This is a genomic window from Marivirga sp. (genome assembly GCF_024636815.1).
Lineage (GTDB): Bacteria > Bacteroidota > Bacteroidia > Cytophagales > Cyclobacteriaceae > Marivirga.
In genome coordinates, this window is record NZ_JAGXGF010000073.1 from 1 (window position 1) to 15152 (window position 15152).

Annotated in this window: 16 protein-coding genes; all 16 read left to right on the forward strand. The window is 34.3% G+C overall.

Features of this window, described 5'->3' with window-relative positions:
- Positions 1–99 precede the first annotated feature (99 nt).
- Complete coding sequence (locus Q0L29_RS05680) at positions 100–552, forward strand: GatB/YqeY domain-containing protein (protein ID WP_296619833.1); 453 nt, start codon at positions 100–102, stop codon at positions 550–552.
- On the forward strand, positions 553–1086 hold the full coding sequence (locus tag Q0L29_RS05685; RefSeq protein ID WP_296619835.1) for a CvpA family protein: 534 nt from the start codon (positions 553–555) through the stop codon (positions 1084–1086).
- Complete coding sequence (locus Q0L29_RS05690; protein WP_296619837.1) at positions 1083–1682, forward strand: aminodeoxychorismate/anthranilate synthase component II; 600 nt, start codon at positions 1083–1085, stop codon at positions 1680–1682. Before Q0L29_RS05685 ends, Q0L29_RS05690 begins: the two co-directional genes overlap by 4 nt.
- Positions 1683–1803: 121 nt before the next feature.
- The gene (locus Q0L29_RS05695) at positions 1804–2571 is read left to right on the forward strand and encodes an alpha/beta hydrolase (protein ID WP_296619839.1); all 768 of its coding nucleotides are present in this window, start codon (positions 1804–1806) and stop codon (positions 2569–2571) included.
- Entirely contained in the window at positions 2568–3230 is a 663-nt protein-coding gene (locus Q0L29_RS05700; RefSeq protein ID WP_296619841.1) for a CBS domain-containing protein, read from the forward strand. The genes Q0L29_RS05695 and Q0L29_RS05700 overlap by 4 nt, the downstream gene beginning before the upstream one ends.
- Complete coding sequence (locus Q0L29_RS05705) at positions 3223–4110, forward strand: NAD kinase (RefSeq protein WP_296619843.1); 888 nt, start codon at positions 3223–3225, stop codon at positions 4108–4110. The genes Q0L29_RS05700 and Q0L29_RS05705 overlap by 8 nt, the downstream gene beginning before the upstream one ends.
- 61 nt (positions 4111–4171) lie before the next feature.
- Positions 4172–5383, forward strand: a complete 1212-nt coding sequence (locus tag Q0L29_RS05710) for a hypothetical protein (protein ID WP_296619845.1) — start codon at positions 4172–4174, stop codon at positions 5381–5383.
- Between the two features lie 3 nt (positions 5384–5386).
- On the forward strand, positions 5387–6103 hold the full coding sequence (locus Q0L29_RS05715) for a DUF6089 family protein (protein ID WP_296619847.1): 717 nt from the start codon (positions 5387–5389) through the stop codon (positions 6101–6103).
- Positions 6104–6183: 80 nt separating this feature from the next.
- Positions 6184–6912 carry an isoprenyl transferase gene (locus Q0L29_RS05720; RefSeq protein WP_296619850.1) on the forward strand — a complete coding sequence of 243 codons (729 nt, stop codon included), beginning with the start codon at positions 6184–6186 and terminating at the stop codon, positions 6910–6912.
- Positions 6909–9572, forward strand: coding sequence for a POTRA domain-containing protein (locus Q0L29_RS05725; RefSeq protein ID WP_296619852.1), 2664 nt, complete (start codon positions 6909–6911; stop codon positions 9570–9572). Before Q0L29_RS05720 ends, Q0L29_RS05725 begins: the two co-directional genes overlap by 4 nt.
- A 60-nt stretch (positions 9573–9632) precedes the next feature.
- A complete protein-coding gene (locus Q0L29_RS05730; RefSeq protein WP_296619855.1) occupies positions 9633–10121 on the forward strand; it encodes an OmpH family outer membrane protein in 489 nt (162 codons plus the stop codon).
- Positions 10122–10236: 115 nt separating this feature from the next.
- The gene (locus Q0L29_RS05735) at positions 10237–10767 is read left to right on the forward strand and encodes an OmpH family outer membrane protein (protein WP_296619856.1); all 531 of its coding nucleotides are present in this window, start codon (positions 10237–10239) and stop codon (positions 10765–10767) included.
- Positions 10768–10859: 92 nt separating this feature from the next.
- A complete protein-coding gene (locus Q0L29_RS05740; protein ID WP_296619857.1) occupies positions 10860–11753 on the forward strand; it encodes an LD-carboxypeptidase in 894 nt (297 codons plus the stop codon).
- A gap of 236 nt (positions 11754–11989) precedes the next feature.
- Positions 11990–12409, forward strand: a complete 420-nt coding sequence (locus Q0L29_RS05745) for a biotin/lipoyl-binding protein (RefSeq protein WP_296619859.1) — start codon at positions 11990–11992, stop codon at positions 12407–12409.
- A gap of 51 nt (positions 12410–12460) precedes the next feature.
- On the forward strand, positions 12461–13168 hold the full coding sequence (locus tag Q0L29_RS05750) for an HlyD family efflux transporter periplasmic adaptor subunit (RefSeq protein WP_296619861.1): 708 nt from the start codon (positions 12461–12463) through the stop codon (positions 13166–13168).
- A partial coding sequence (locus tag Q0L29_RS05755; protein ID WP_296619863.1) for a peptidase domain-containing ABC transporter occupies positions 13165–15152 on the forward strand: 1988 nt, incomplete at its 3' end. The genes Q0L29_RS05750 and Q0L29_RS05755, both read left to right, overlap by 4 nt.

The window sequence follows — 15152 nt, forward strand, 5'->3', positions numbered from 1 at the left end:
GCAAAGTGGCAATCTTATTGATATTGACGCTTAAGCTTGTCATAATTTTATTTTTATATGATAACTTTGTCGGCAAGTTAATGATTTTAAAAATTTACTATGAGCTTAAAACAACAAATTGATACGGATATTAAAAATGCAATGAGAGCTAAAAATAAAGAAGAGCTTCAAGCATTGCGTTCTATTAAATCAATGATTTTATTGGTGGAATCTGAAAAGGGAGCAGAAGAAAACCTTTCAGAAGATGCTGAGATGAAATTATTAATGAAAGCAGCCAAGCAAAGAAAAGAATCTGCCGAAACTTATAAAGAAAATGGTAGGGACGAACTGGCGAATGCTGAGTTGTTAGAATTAGAAGTGATCGAAAGATATTTGCCTAAACAAATGTCTGAAGAAGAGGTGAAAGGAAAATTACAAGAGATTATTGATAAAGTAGGTGCTTCAGGCCCTCAGGATATGGGCAAAGTAATGGGAGCTGCTACAAAAGAACTAGCCGGTAAAGCGGATGGTAAGATGATTTCTCAATTAGTAAAACAAATGCTAAAGTCTTAAATGAAGACCCTTGATATCATTTTGCTGATACCATTGTTTTTTGGTGCTTATTTAGGCTTCAAAAAAGGACTGCTATTGGAGATAGTTTCTTTAGTAGCCCTAATCTTGGCAATAGTCGGGGCTTTTAAACTATTGGATTTTGGCATGGAAGTATTGCAGCCCTATTTCGAGAATTGGGAACAAGCTTTACCTATAATTTCCTTTATATTACTCTTTATAGCTATTTTATTAATAGTAAATCTGATTGGGAAAATCGTCAAAAAGATTTTGGACATGACTCTTTTGGGAGGCTTAGATAATTTCGCAGGAGCTGTAATAGGTTTGTTGAAATGGGCATTTGGTGTAAGCTTAGTCCTTTGGATGGGCGAATCAATTGAGATTAGTGTTTCTGCAGAAATGGCTGAAGGAACTTATATTTATCCAATAGTGGCATCAATAGCCCCTTTTATGGTGGATTTAATTTCGGTTTACATGCCTTTTATTCAAGATGTCTTTAATCAATTGAAATCTCAATTTTTATTTGATCAATCATGATTTTATTGTTGGATAATTTTGATTCTTTCACCTATAATTTGCTTGATTATTTTAATCAACTTGGTGAAGAATGTGAAGTTATCCGAAATGATGTTTCTCCTGGAGAATTGAATAAAAGTAAATATTCAGCTTTGGTTTTATCTCCTGGGCCAGGAAAACCAGAAGATGCTGGATTCTTAATGGAATATATCTGTGCTTTTGAAAATGAGATGCCAATTCTAGGGGTTTGTCTGGGGCATCAAGCTATAGCTAAATACTTTGGGGCAAATGTAGTGAAAGCCATAAAACCCATGCATGGTAAATTATCGAATATTCATCAATTGAAAGATGATGAATTGTTTGAAGGTATGAATCATGAATTTAAAGTAGTGAGGTATCATTCTTTGGTAGTGAAAGATTTGGAAGATACTTTGCTTCTACCTTTGGCAAATACAAAAGAAAATGAAAACATGATTTTCAAACATCAGTTTCTTCCTATATATGGAATTCAATACCATCCAGAAGCAGTACTCACTGATTATGGATTGAAGGTTCTATCGAATTGGAAAACAATAGTAAACAGAAAAAAGGAAGCAATAGCGAATAAATTGTCGTAGTTTAAAGGAAATTGATATATTTAACCATATTAAATTTTCTAGCGTTTAATGGTCAGTGAGTTTTTAACTAAATATCATTAATCGTGATTAAGAAGATTATTAATTTTTAGTGAATTGAATTATGAAAATACATAAAGAAGGAGAATATAGTTTTATAGATGAAGGAAGTGGAGAGCCTTTGGTTCTTTTACATGGATTATTTGGAGCTTTAAGTAATTGGGAAGCGGTCGTTGGTAAGTTTTCCAAGGAATATCGAGTTTTAATCCCATTATTACCTATTTATGAAATGCCAATTAAACAAGCCGGCTTAGGTGCATTAACCGATTTTGTGGAAGGATTTGTCGAGCAACAAGGATTAGAGAAAATGACTTTAATTGGAAATTCATTAGGAGGTCATGTGGCTTTAATTTATACTTTAAGACATCCTGAGCAAATTAGTCGATTGGTGTTGACAGGAAGTTCTGGTCTTTTTGAAAATACAATGGGTGGGTCTTTTCCTAAAAGAGGTAGTTATGACTACATACAAGAGAGGGTAGCCTACACTTTTTATGACCCAAAAACGGCTACAAAAGAGTTAGTAGATGAAGTTTTTGAAACTACTAAAAGTATTCCGAAATGTATGCGAATTGTGGCGATTGCAAAATCTGCTCAAAGACATAATATGCGAGAAGAAATTAAAAAAATTACAGCACCAACTTTATTAGTTTGGGGCTTAAATGATACCATTACTCCACCTATGGTGGCACATGAATTCGATAAATTAATACCAAATACTACTTTAAAATTTGTTGATAAATGTTGCCATGCGCCAATGATGGAGCATCCAGAGATTTTTAACAATTATTTGGATGATTGGTTAAAAAATACTGAACTTGTAACAACTGCATGACAATAGATTTAATAAACGATATGATCCCACCGCTTAAGGTGACTGATGATGCCGCTAAAGCATTAGTGTGGATGGAAGAACTGAGGCTTCAAGCTCTGCCTGTTATTAAGGATAATAAATTCCTTGGGTTTTTAACAGAAGAAATGATTATCGATCAAAACAATGTAGATGCTAAGGCGGGGGATTTCTTGTTAAAGGGAGAAGATTGTTTTGTTTTTGATTATCAACATACCTACGAAGCAGTTAAAAAAGCTACTGATTTTGATTTCGAATGTGTAGTGGTGATTAATGATGAAAATGAATATTTGGGCGTTGTAGTGCTTTCCGATGCATTATCAATTTTCTCTCAATCCGCATCTATTCAAAGCGTAGGTGGCGTAATAGTATTATCTATGAATCAATCAGATTATTCTCTGAGTGAGATTAGTCGTTTAATTGAGTCAAATGAAGCTCAAATAATGGGTTCGAGTTTGAATATTGATAAAAATGAACCCACTAAATTCAGGTTGACCTTAAAAATCAATAAAGTGGATTTAACACATATTATAGCCACCTTAGAGCGTTTTGGTTTCAAAGTAGTAGCAAAATATCAGGAAGTAAAATCAGTATCCAATGAGAAAGAGCGACTGGATATGCTAATGAGATATTTAGATGCCTAATTCAATTAAGATTGCACTTCATGGTAAGGTATTTAACGATGAGGTAAAACCACATATCAAAAGGGTGGTAGATTTTTTACAAGCTTCAAATGTAGAATTAATTGTTTCTCAATTATTTGCTAAGAAATTTACTGAATCTTTTCCTGAGTATGCTGATTTTGAAGTATTCAAAAAGTTACAAGCTGAGGATAATGCCGATTACCTTATCAGCCTTGGAGGGGATGGAACCTTACTTGAGGCAGTAAATTATGTTGGTGCTTTGGAAACCCCTATTCTAGGTATCAATACAGGCCGATTGGGCTTTTTAGCTACAACGCCTAAGGATAAAATAGATAAAGCACTCTCAGATTTATTAAAAAAGAATTATAAAATAGATAGTCGTGCATTAATTTATTTAGAAACAGATTCAAAAGTATTTGGTGAAAAGCCATTTGCTCTGAATGAGTTCGCTATTTTAAAAACGGACTCCTCCTCTATGATCACTGTTCATACATACGTGGATGGTGAGTATTTAAATTCTTACTGGGCGGATGGTCTTATAGTAGCTACTCCAACAGGATCCACCGGCTATTCATTGAGCTGTGGAGGTCCGATTATTTTACCGCATTCCAATAATTTTGTGATCACTCCAGTTAGTGCTCATAACCTGAACGTCAGGCCATTAATCGTTTCTGACCAAAGTGTAATTTCTTTTAAAATAGAAGGGCGTAGCAACAAATTTCTGGTGTCTCTCGATTCAAAATCCCATTCTGTCGATTCTTCAATCAAAATGTCTGTTAGAAAAGGGGATTTTAAAGCCAAATTGATTACGTTTGATCAGTTGAATTATTTTGATACGCTTAGGCAAAAATTAAACTGGGGATTAGATTTAAGAAATTGATTTCCAAATATTTAAATTAATTGTGTTATTTTTGCTCTTTAAGTGTCGAACCGAAACAAGTATGAAGAGATTATTATTGGTATTTTCCATCATCATGTCTGCCGCCATAATATTGCCAGAAAGTGTTGATGCTCAAATTTTTGGGGGTAAAAACAAAAGAAGAAAAAGTAGTCGAAAAATAGGCTCATTTTCTGGATCTAAAAGATTATTCAATCCTGAAATTTCATACTATGCGCTAGGTGGAGGTATAAATGCATTAAATTACTTTGGAGAGATTGCTCCTAGACCTACTACTTTTAGTACCGATGTTTCTTTTACACGCCCAGGAATAAATTTATTTTTGAAACAAAAATTTGGAGAAAGATATAGCTGGAAAGTAAATTTCATGTGGGGAAGACTTCAAGCTTCAGATACAGAATCTGTTGGGGTAGGAGCTAATTTTGTTCAGGAAAATGCAAACCCATATTTAAGAAACCTTAGCTTTAGAAATGATATTTTAGAATTATCTGTTCAGGGACAGATTGATATTTTTAAACATGGAGGAAGATTTTCCTCAAGGCCACCTTTAAATATTTACGGTATTTTTGGAGCTGGAATAATTTACCATGATCCAAAGGGACAAGCACCAGAGAATTTCTATACTGGTGCGTTTCAGGGACAAGGGGAGACTATCTCATTAGGAGATTATGCAGGTCAGTGGGTTTCATTACGTGATTTAGGCACAGAGGGGCAATTCTTCAATGCTGAGACAAAAGAGGCTTACAAAGATACTTATGGTAAAGACGTACCCAGTCCCTACAGTAAATTCCAATTGGTTATTCCAGTTGGATTGGGTGCTCGCTATAAACTGACTAATAATCTGGATATAGCATTGGAAATAAGTTATCGACATACCTTTACAGATTATTTAGATGATGTAAGTGGCGAATATGTCGATTTAGGAGGATTTGGTTCCTTGACTGATGCTCAAAGTGATCAAAGTATTGCTTTAGCTATGGCAATGTCAGATAGATCAAATCAATTTAGTCAGGAAGATTTTAACAATATTCAAGAGTTTGTATATGTCCCAGGCGTAGATAGCTATTCATCTCAACTTTCAGAATTGGTCTGGAGTAGAGCCAAAGGTTATGGTAATGCCGCTGGAATAGGTAATGATGATCCAAGAAAAAATATTAGAGGAAATCAAAATGATAATGACATTTATATTGTAACAAATATCTCTGTCACATACATTTTGGGCGGAGGAATCGTTAGAGGAGCAAAGTTTAGATAATTTATGTTGAATAAGTCCTTTATCTTAATACGATGTTTTATTAGCATCCTAACAATAATTACTTTCTGCTTTTGGTCTCAAAGTTCAATTGCGCAATCAAAGGAGTTTGGAGGAGGCTTAGCAAGTTTTAATTACACTGGTGATTTAATTAGGACTTATTCTGTGCAAAATCAGACTATTGGACTTAATTTGTTTTATATCAAAAATTATCAAAATGGCTGGGCAGGGAAATTAAATTTTGCTGCCGGCAGAATAAAAGGAAGCGATCAAAATCCTATAGACCCTCAAGCTCAAGTGCGAAATGCATCCTTTCAAGATTTTATTACAGAGATTTCAGGACAGGCAACTTATGAATTTTTAGATTTCAGAAATGATAAAGCATTAGTGAAATTCACTCCATATTTAACAGCTGGAGCTGGCTTTTTCTTAATCAATAGAGTAGATAAAAATGCAGACTATAGTGATATTCAGCTCATGATCCCATTTGGTGGAGGTGTAAAATATAGCCTAGGTCCTTTATGGACGCTAAATTTTGAATTTTCTGCAAGAAAATTATTTTACGATTATTTAGATAATATTTCTATCCAGGAAGTAACTGATAAGAGAAATTCAGATTTCCAGTTTGGAGATTGGAATGATAATGATTGGTATTTTTTAACCGGATTTTCTATCAGTTATACTTTTTGGAGTGTAGATTGCCCCGTTCCTTTAAAAAAATAAAAAGTAGAAACTCTTCACAAGTTTATTAATAGTAATGAATTTTGTACCTTGCGGCCTTATTTTGCAGCAGTTAATATAACATGGAAAAAAATTTGGATAAAAACAATTTACCAAAACATGTGGCCGTTATAATGGACGGCAATGGTAGATGGGCTAAAAAGCAAGGTGCAGCCAGAGTTTTTGGCCATAAAAATGCTATTAAGGCTGTTCGAGATACTGTTGAAGGATGTGCAGAATTAGGAATTTCTCATTTAAGCTTATATGCATTCTCAACAGAAAACTGGGCCAGGCCAAAAAGGGAAGTTGATGCTTTAATGCAGTTGTTAGTATCAACTATTAAAAGTGAAATGAAAACTCTAATGGAAAATGATGTGAAATTATCCTCCATTGGAGATATTGATAAATTACCAAACAAATGTTCTAAAGAGTTGCAATCAGCTAAAGATCAAACTGCAAATAATAAAGGGTTAAATTTAGTTTTAGCTTTAAATTATAGTGGAAAATGGGATATTGTTCAGGCATGTAAAAAGGCTATATCTCAAAATAAGGATGAGAAATCCAATCCGGAAGATTTAACGGATGTTGAATTTGAAAGCTATTTATCCACAGCTGGAATCCCTGATCCTGAACTTTTAATAAGGACTAGCGGAGAATTTAGAATTAGTAATTTTATGTTATGGCAATTAGCTTATACAGAGATTTACATTACTGATATTCTTTGGCCGGATTTCCGAAAAGAAGATTTACACCAAGCATTATTAAACTACCAATCTCGAGAAAGAAGATTCGGAAAAGTATTAAGTGAATGAAACGACATTTATTAATTATTATTAGCATTCTATTTAGCGCTTACACTTTATCAGCGCAAATTAATCCATCTTTGGATTACAGCAAGCCACGTAAATATGAAGTAGTGGAGATTGTAGCCAATGGTCTAGAATATTTAGATGAAGGAGCTGTAATAGCCATTACTGGAATTTCTAAAGGGGATAGAATTGATATTCCCGGTGATGATATTTCTTTTGCTATTAAAAAGATGTGGAGACAGGGATTATTTGCGGATATTACTGTCAAGTATGAAGTAGTAGAGGAAGGTAAGATAAAACTGATACTTGAACTTTCAGAATTACCGCGTCTCACAAAATTTACATTTGAAGGCATCAAAAAGTCTAAAGTCACAGAAGTTTCAGATGAATTAAGCTTAGTTAAAGGGAGGATTTTAACTGACGCATCCATAAAAAATGCCGAACTCAATATTATAAAATATTTCAAAGGGAAAGGGTATTTAAATGTTGAAGTAAACTCAACTAAGAAGCCTGACAATCTTGTTGGAAATGGAGTTGAATTAATATTTAATATTGATAAAAAGAATAAGGTTAAAGTCGCAGATCTTTATTTTGTAGGAAATGAGGCCTTTGGTGATAGAAGATTGAAAGGACGACTTAAAAACACAAATGAACAATTACGATTTACCTTATTTGAAGATATTGTAAGTAGAGCTATACACTCGAAGCCCAAACATTGGTTTCAGTTTTTTACTCAGCAAGATTCTGTTGGCCTAAATCGAGCTTTAGATTATTTTGGTGAACATGTAAATGTAAATTTCTTTAAATCATCAAAATTAGTTCAGGCAGATTACGAAGAAGATAAAAAGACATTAATAGATTTCTATAATAGTAAAGGCTATAGAGATGCAGAGATTACTTATGATAGCATATTCAAACAGGATCAAAATATCGCAATTGAAATAGGGGTTGATGAAGGTAAAAAATATTATTTCCGTGACATCAATTGGACTGGTAATTTCAAGTATAGTGATGAAATATTGAGTACTGTAATGAATATCGATAAAGGTGATGTCTATGATTTAGAAAAAATAAATAGAAAATTAAATTATGACCCTGCAGGAAATGATATTAGCTCTATTTACATGGATAATGGTTACCTTTTCTTTAATGTTACTCCAGTTGAGGTAAACGTTGAGCAGGACTCAATAGACTTAGAATTAAGAGTTTATGAGGGTGCCCAGGCTACTATCAATAAAGTCACTATTGCTGGAAATACAAGGACTAATGACCATGTAGTACTTAGAGAATTAAGAACAATTCCTGGTGAGAAATTTAGTCGTAAGAAATTGATTCGTACTCAAAGGGAACTTTCCCAGCTTGGTTATTTTAACCCTGAAACTGTGAATCCAACCCCGGTTCCAAATCCTAGTGATGGTACTGTAGATATCAATTGGGAATTGGAAGAGGTTTCAAATGACCAAATCCAACTGTCCGGTGGATGGGGTGGTTTTATTGGCTTTGTAGGAAGTTTAGGAGTTACATTTAATAATTTCTCTCTTAATAACTTCCTGGATTTTGGAAACTGGGATCCACTTCCAGTTGGAGATGGACAAGTATTGTCATTGCAATTTCAGGCAAATGGTCGTCAATATCAGAGTTACAATTTCTCATTTACTGAGCCATGGTTGGGTGGTAAAAAACCTAATGCTCTAACTGTTGGGGGTAGTTATTCTTATCAGGGTGATTTTGTTAATTTTAGAGATCCTCGATCAGGTATTTCTGGTTCTTTTAAGATTTTCAGAGGATTTATTAGTTTATCGAGGAGGTTAAAATGGCCAGATAACTATTTCACCTTAGCTAATTCCTTAGAATACTCACAGTATACATTAAATAATTCTAGAAGATTGGGCTTTCAATTAGGATGTACGGATTGTGAAGCCAATAATATCAATTTTAAAACTACTATTGCTCGTAATAGTGTTGATAACCCTATTTTCCCGAGAAGTGGTTCAAATGTGAGTTTGGCAGTTTCATTGACACCTCCTTACAGTTTACTCAACAATAAAAATTATGATGAGCTGTCTTTTGAAGAAAGCATTAATTTCCTTGAATTCAATAAATGGATGTTTGATGCCTCTTTTTTCAATCAAATAGTAGGTGATTTTGTAGTGAATACAAGAGCTAATTTTGGTATTATCTCTAGTTATGGAGACAAGGTTGGTGTTGGCCCATTTGAAAGATTTATTATGGGAGGATCGGGCTTGGCCGGTCAAGGATTTATCTTGGGTAGTGATATCATTGCACTAAGAGGTTATGAGGATAATTCGCTTCGCCCAACTGAATCAGTACGAAGTTTTGAAAACGGAACAGTTAATAAAAGACAAGTTAGTGGGGGTACTATCTATAATAAATTTGTTATGGAGTTAAGATATCCTATTTCTCTTAATCCTTCAGCTACGATTTTCGTGCTAGGTTTTGGTGAGGCCGGTAATACCTGGACAGACTTTAGTGAATATAATCCGTATGATTTAAAACGTTCTGCCGGTGTTGGAGCAAGAATTTTCATGCCTGCTTTTGGTACTATTGGTATTGATTGGGGGTATGGATTCGACAACGCTCCAGGAACTAACACACCAAGTGGAGGTCAAATTCACTTTACAATTGGTAATCAACAAAGATAAATTGGTATGAGATTTGTTAAAGTCCTAATAACAATTGTAATTTTAAGTCTGAGTTCGCAAATGGCGAGCGCACAGAAATTTGGCTATGTCGATTCTAAATTCATTTTAAGTAAGATGCCAGAGTATAATGAAGCAAAACAAGAAATTGATGCTTTAACTTCTGCTTGGCAAAATGAAATTAAACTGATGCGTAAAGAGATAGAATCAAAATACGCTGAATTGAAGGCTGAAGAGGTCTTGCTTACTAAAGAGTTAAAGGAAGAGCGATTAGTCGAAATAGAAAAGAAAGAAAAAGAGGTAGAAGAATATCAGAATAAGGTTTTCGGGTTTAATGGATTACTTTTTTTGAAAAAGAAAGAATTGGTTAAACCTGTGCAGGATAAAGTTTTTGAAGCTGTTGAGATTGTTGCGAAAAAGGAAAGACTGCAAATTGTATTCGATAAAGCCGGAGAACTTATAATGATTTATACTGACCCTGTGCACGATTATACAGATTTAGTTTTAGAAGAATTAGGATTAATAGACGAAAACGATTTAAATAAAAATTAATAAAGTAAAAATAACAATGAAACAGATGCGACTAAAATAATCATTAAGATAAGACCGAAATGATCATTTTGACGTTAGAAGTTCCATTAGACCATTAAAAATTAAAAATAAACAGATGAAAAAGGGATTAATATTAATTTTAGCTTTGGGCTTATTTTATACAGCAAGTGCCCAAGAGACAAAAATAGGATTTACAAATGCTGATTACGTTTTGAGCCTAATGCCAGAATCTAAAGAGGTACAATCTCAGGTAGCTGCATATGAAAAGCAATTTTCAAATTCTATTCAGCAAAAGTATCAGGATTTTCAGGCGCAAGTAGCCGAATATCAGCAGAACGCTCCTACCATGACTGAGCAGGTTAGAGCTGAAAAAGAACAAGAGCTACAAGGATTGCAGCAATCATTGCAAAAATTTCAGCAAGATGCTGAACAATCTATTGCGCGTAAACAACAAGAGTTATACCAACCATTATATGAAAAAATCCAAAATGCAATTGATAAAGTTGCTGAGGAAAATGGCTATACTCATGTTTTAAGAGCGGAAGCATTATTGTATATCTCAGATGAAGATTCTGGTGATATTTCAGAATTGGTTTTAAATAAATTAGGTGTTGAAGCACCAGAAGCTTCTGCTACTGACGAATAATTCTCATTGAGAACATACAAAATTTCTATTTAACAGAAATTTATTGAAATTAGCCCTGAATTTATTCAGGGCTTTTTTTATTTGTACACGATATGAACAAACAACCTTCCTTTCTCAATAAAAATGATCTAATACTGATCGTTAGTCCATCTGGAGTGGTGAATAAAGATTCGGTCATTAAAGGAGCTTATATTTTAAAAGAGGCAGGTTTTAGAGTGGATTTTGCGCCTAATACTTTCAATGCTCATTTTAAATTTGGGGCTAAACATCACGAGAGATTATCCGATTTGCAGTTTGCCTTAGACCATCAAGAAGCGAAAGCTATTTATTGTGCAAGAGGAGGTTTTGGAATTACGCATATCATCGATTCCTTAAGTTGGACTAAGTTTAAGGAAAGTCCAAAATGGATTATTGGCTTTAGTGATATCACGGCACTTTTACATGCCGCATTTCAAAATGGATATTACTCTTTACATGCCAGTGTTTTACAAGGGTTGCCCAAACTGTCGAAAGAGTATCAAAAGCTTCTGACTGAAAGTTTGGCAGGTAATGTCAAAAATTTACAAGCTGAAAGTTCTTTTCATAAATTAGGAACTTCTAAAGGACAATTAATAGGAGGAAACCTTTCCTTATTGGTTCATCAAATTGGTACCAGGACGGAGTTAGATTATAGCGGTAGAATTCTTTTTATAGAAGAAGTAGCTGAGCCATTGTATCATATCGACCGCATGCTGTTGCAATTAAAGAGAGCCAGTAAATTAAAAGATTTAGCCGGTTTGGTAGTTGGGCAGTTTACAAATCTATCTGAAGATAAATCAATTTATGGCCAATCTGTAGAGGGAATTATATTAAGTCTTTGTCAAGAATATAACTTTCCAATTGGTTTTAATTTTCCCTTTGGGCATGGAGTGGAGAATGTGCCGATTGTTCATGGAGCTGATGCTGCTATTCATATTGAAAAACAAAAGGCTATAATAGTATTTTAATTACTTGCTCTGGTTCTTCTTTTGTTTTTTCTCAAATTACCGTTTCTCAAATCAGTTCATATTTGTATTATTCTAATAATTGAGATTAAATATATCCATTTGGGGGTATTTGCTACCCCCCCAAATGGGTATTAGAAACACCCCTTTTTTAGTTTTTAAAAACCCTATAAATGAGGTTGGCTAATCAATATTTATGACTTAGTTTTGCCCCCGAACTAATTATCAATCTTAAAGTCATGCCCAATAGTCCTAAGACCATCTTTCCGAAGGAGGTAATAGGCTTCAGTGTAGAAGCATTGCTTAACAAACATTCTACAAGAAGTCTCATTATTTATCAAATTATTTTACTAGCCCTGATCACTGTTTGTGCTTTACTACCTATTATAAAGGTAGATGTGAATCTTAACGGAGCTGGAGTGGTGCAATCTAAAAAGTTACAGACTAAAATTGTCTCAGGCACAACAGGTAGAATTCTAGAGAAAAATGTCAAAATCAATCAATTTGTAGCAACTGGGGATACTTTGGTTGTATTAGATAAGTCTTATGTAAATAACCAAAAAACTGATTTACAAAAAAGAATTGAAATTAAAGAAAATGAGATTGCAGACTTGCAATTATTAGTAGTCACTACTATTCAAAAGAAATTGGATTTGTAGTCATTAAAATATAGCCAATCCTATAATTATCTCAGGAAATCTCTCAGTGATTTGGACGAGCAAATCAAAATCAAACGAAATGCTTACCAAAGAGAAAAGGCTTTATTTGAAGGGAATGCTTCATATAAAGCTAAGCTCGAGGAAGTGAAATTAGCTATGGATGTTCTAATTAACCAAAAAAGCTTAGAAATAGAAAAATTTAAGGCGCAATGGAATTCTGATTTGCAAAGAGCTCTTCTGGATTTATCGGAATTAGAAAACAGACTCAATCAAATCAATACGGATTTAGAGCAATATACCATAATAGCCCCAACATCAGGCTACATACATAATTTAGAAGGTATTGCGGTTAATGGCTTTATCTACCCCAATCAACAGCTTTGTGTGATTTCTCCCAATGAGGAGCTATTGCTGGATTGTTACATCAAACCAACTGATATTGGATTAATCGAAAAGAACCAAAAGGTAAAAATCAGGGTGGATGCTTTTAACTATCAGCAATGGGGAATGCTGGAGGCAGAAGTTGTGGAAATTTTCAACGATGTGACATTACTAAACAACCAAGAACCTGTGTTTACTGTCAGATGCAAACCAAATCGAAATTTCTTGAAACTTGAAAACGGTTATAAAGGAGAGCTAAGAAAAGGAATGAGCTTCCAAGCTAATTTCCTTATCGCTGAAAGAAGTTTGTTCGATTTATTATTTGATAAAGTAGAGGACTGGTTAGCTCCTAGCGCCAATAAAAAGACATCGATATAAATAATAACGTTCTGATAAAGCAAAGAGATATAACAGATTGTGGCGCAGCTTGTTTGGCTTCGATTGCAGCTAATTATAGATTGAAAATGCCGGTTTCCAAAATTCGGCAAATAGCCTCGACAGACCAAAAAGGTACGAATGTATTGGGTATGATAGAAGCGGCCGATAAAATGGGCTTTTCGGCAAAGGGAGTGAAAGGTCCTATTGAGAGCTTGCCGAAAATACCAACTCCCGCAATAGCACATGTGATTATAAAGGAGCGTCTACATCATTATGTAGTCATTTATAAAGCTACGGCTGAGCATATTACAGTAATGGATCCTGCCAGAGGGAAATTAGAAAAACACACCACTGCGGAATTCAAGGAAATTTGGTCGGGTGTACTGATTCTACTTTCGCCTAACGAATCATTTAAAGCCAAAGATGATAAGGTTTCTATTACTTCTCGATTGTGGTTTTTATTAAATCCACATAAGGCTTTACTGCTGCAGATTTTAGTGGGAGCTGTGATTTATACAATTCTAGGCTTAAGTACTTCAATTTATGTACAAAAGATAGTGGATCAGGTGATTGTTAATGGGAATAATAACCTATTAAATCTATTGAGTACGGTCATGATTGGTTTATTGGTAATTCAGATTCTAATTAATGTACTGAAATCCATTTTCATGTTAAGAACCGGGCAGCAAATTGATGCTAGGCTTATCTTAGGATATTATAAACATTTAATGCAATTACCTCAGCGCTTTTTTGATACCATGAGGGTAGGGGAAATCATTTCCCGTATTAGTGATGCTGTGAAAATTCGTTCTTTTATTAATGAAGTAGGGATTAATATGCTGGTAAACGTTTTGGTTATCATTTTTTCTTTTGGATTGATGTTTACCTACTACTGGAAACTTGCTTTGATCGTTTTGATTGTGATCCCACTTTATTCCCTTATTTATACCATTACCAATAGGTTTAATAAGAAGACTGAGAGAAAGATAATGGAAAACGCTGCTGAACTGGAATCGCAGCTGGTCGAATCCATTACCTCAATGAGGACGGTGAAAAGTTTTGGCATGGAAGACGTAGCCAATATGAAAACTGAAACCCGATTTGTGAATATGCTCAACAGCATCTATAGCTCAGGTCGTAATGCTATTGTTTCAACTAGTTCCACGGAGTTTGTATCTCGCTTATTTACCATCATTTTACTATGGTTGGGTGCAGGTTATGTTTTGCAAACTGAGATTACTCCAGGAGAACTTTTATCTTTCTATGCATTGATTGGATACTTCACAGGCCCTGCCAATAGTTTGATTGGAGCAAATAAGACCATACAAAATGCGATGATTGCTTCTGATAGATTGTTTGAGATAATGGACTTAGAAGGAGAAAAAGATGATGGTCAAATTAATCTTGAGGATAATAAACTACCAGGAGATATTTATTTTAAAAATGTTTCTTTTCGGTACGGAAGTCGGGCTCAAGTATTTGAAAATTTGGATTTAAGGATTAAAAAGGGTCAAATCACAGCAGTATTAGGGGAGAGCGGTTCAGGCAAAACTACTATCATGGCTACTTTGCAAAGATTGTACCCTATACAAGAAGGTAAAGTGCTTTTTGATAATTATGACATCAATTACTTATCAAAAAGTAGTTTGAACCAACTTGTAGGAATTGTGCCCCAAAAAGTAGATTTATTTGCGGGGAATGTAATTGATAATATTGCAGTGGGAGATTTTAATCCTGATTTTCAAAAGATTATCAGGATTTGCCAGCAACTGGATATGATGAAGTTTATTGAGAATCTGCCTAATAATTTCCAAACCTATCTAGGGGAAAATGGAGCAAGTTTATCTGGAGGACAAAAGCAAAGAATTGCGATTGCCAGAGCCTTATACAGAGATCCTGACTTGATTATTTTGGATGAGGCTACTTCAGCCTTGGATACTACCTCTGAAGATTATGTTTTACAAACCATTACAGATTTAAAAAA

What these genes read in the sequence shown, in the direction of transcription:
- Q0L29_RS05735 (WP_296619856.1), top strand. Translation starts at nt 10,237, where the DNA reads ATGAAAAAGGGATTAATATTAATTTTAGCTTTGGGCTTATTTTATACA.
- Q0L29_RS05700 (WP_296619841.1), top strand. Translation starts at nt 2,568, where the DNA reads ATGACAATAGATTTAATAAACGATATGATCCCACCGCTTAAGGTGACT.
- Q0L29_RS05740 (WP_296619857.1), top strand. Translation starts at nt 10,860, where the DNA reads ATGAACAAACAACCTTCCTTTCTCAATAAAAATGATCTAATACTGATC.
- Q0L29_RS05680 (WP_296619833.1), top strand. Translation starts at nt 100, where the DNA reads ATGAGCTTAAAACAACAAATTGATACGGATATTAAAAATGCAATGAGA.
- Q0L29_RS05720 (WP_296619850.1), top strand. Translation starts at nt 6,184, where the DNA reads ATGGAAAAAAATTTGGATAAAAACAATTTACCAAAACATGTGGCCGTT.
- Q0L29_RS05695 (WP_296619839.1), top strand. Translation starts at nt 1,804, where the DNA reads ATGAAAATACATAAAGAAGGAGAATATAGTTTTATAGATGAAGGAAGT.
- Q0L29_RS05710 (WP_296619845.1), top strand. Translation starts at nt 4,172, where the DNA reads ATGAAGAGATTATTATTGGTATTTTCCATCATCATGTCTGCCGCCATA.
- Q0L29_RS05745 (WP_296619859.1), top strand. Translation starts at nt 11,990, where the DNA reads ATGCCCAATAGTCCTAAGACCATCTTTCCGAAGGAGGTAATAGGCTTC.
- Q0L29_RS05715 (WP_296619847.1), top strand. Translation starts at nt 5,387, where the DNA reads ATGTTGAATAAGTCCTTTATCTTAATACGATGTTTTATTAGCATCCTA.
- Q0L29_RS05725 (WP_296619852.1), top strand. Translation starts at nt 6,909, where the DNA reads ATGAAACGACATTTATTAATTATTATTAGCATTCTATTTAGCGCTTAC.
- Q0L29_RS05685 (WP_296619835.1), top strand. Translation starts at nt 553, where the DNA reads ATGAAGACCCTTGATATCATTTTGCTGATACCATTGTTTTTTGGTGCT.
- Q0L29_RS05730 (WP_296619855.1), top strand. Translation starts at nt 9,633, where the DNA reads ATGGCGAGCGCACAGAAATTTGGCTATGTCGATTCTAAATTCATTTTA.
- Q0L29_RS05690 (WP_296619837.1), top strand. Translation starts at nt 1,083, where the DNA reads ATGATTTTATTGTTGGATAATTTTGATTCTTTCACCTATAATTTGCTT.
- Q0L29_RS05705 (WP_296619843.1), top strand. Translation starts at nt 3,223, where the DNA reads ATGCCTAATTCAATTAAGATTGCACTTCATGGTAAGGTATTTAACGAT.